Origin of the sequence: Paenibacillus xylanexedens (assembly GCF_007680605.1) — a bacterium.
In the GTDB taxonomy this organism is placed as follows: Bacteria; Bacillota; Bacilli; order Paenibacillales; family Paenibacillaceae; genus Paenibacillus; species Paenibacillus xylanexedens_B.
The window spans coordinates 1-483 of record NZ_VEIO01000050.1; the positions used below are offsets into that span (position 1 = coordinate 1).

The 483-nt window shown below is 45.3% G+C and carries 1 rRNA gene; it reads left to right on the forward strand.

Going from position 1 to position 483, the window contains the following annotated elements:
• Positions 1–63: ribosomal RNA gene (locus FS818_RS28320) — 16S ribosomal RNA — on the forward strand; the annotation flags it as partial.
• Between the last annotated feature and the right edge of the window lie 420 nt (positions 64–483).

Sequence of the window (483 nt, forward strand, 5' to 3'; positions counted from 1 at the left end):
ATGATTGGGGTGAAGTCGTAACAAGGTAGCCGTATCGGAAGGTGCGGCTGGATCACCTCCTTTCTATGGAGAATCGTCTTCTGCAATGAAGACATTCAAATCTAAAATCTAGCCAGGTCGGCTAGTTACTCACTCGTTGCTCAGTTTTGAGAGCTCAAACTCTCAAACTTCTCGTTGATTCGACTGACACATCCGTGAACGGCCCGAATCAAACGATTTGTTCTTTGAAAACTAGATATCGAAACGAAATAAACGCGAATTAGAACATTCCTTTTTAGCTGAACTTGTGTATAACAAGTTTCAATAAAAACGGTAGATAATGCAATTGCGATGGTATCGGATGGGAGCGACTTTTGGCTTTGCGCAAGCAAAACAAGGGAAGCGAGCAGTCGAAACCGGAGCATAGGGTTAAGCTACTAAGAGCACACGGAGGATGCCTAGGCGCTAGGAGCCGATGAAGGACGTGGCGAACAACGAAACTGC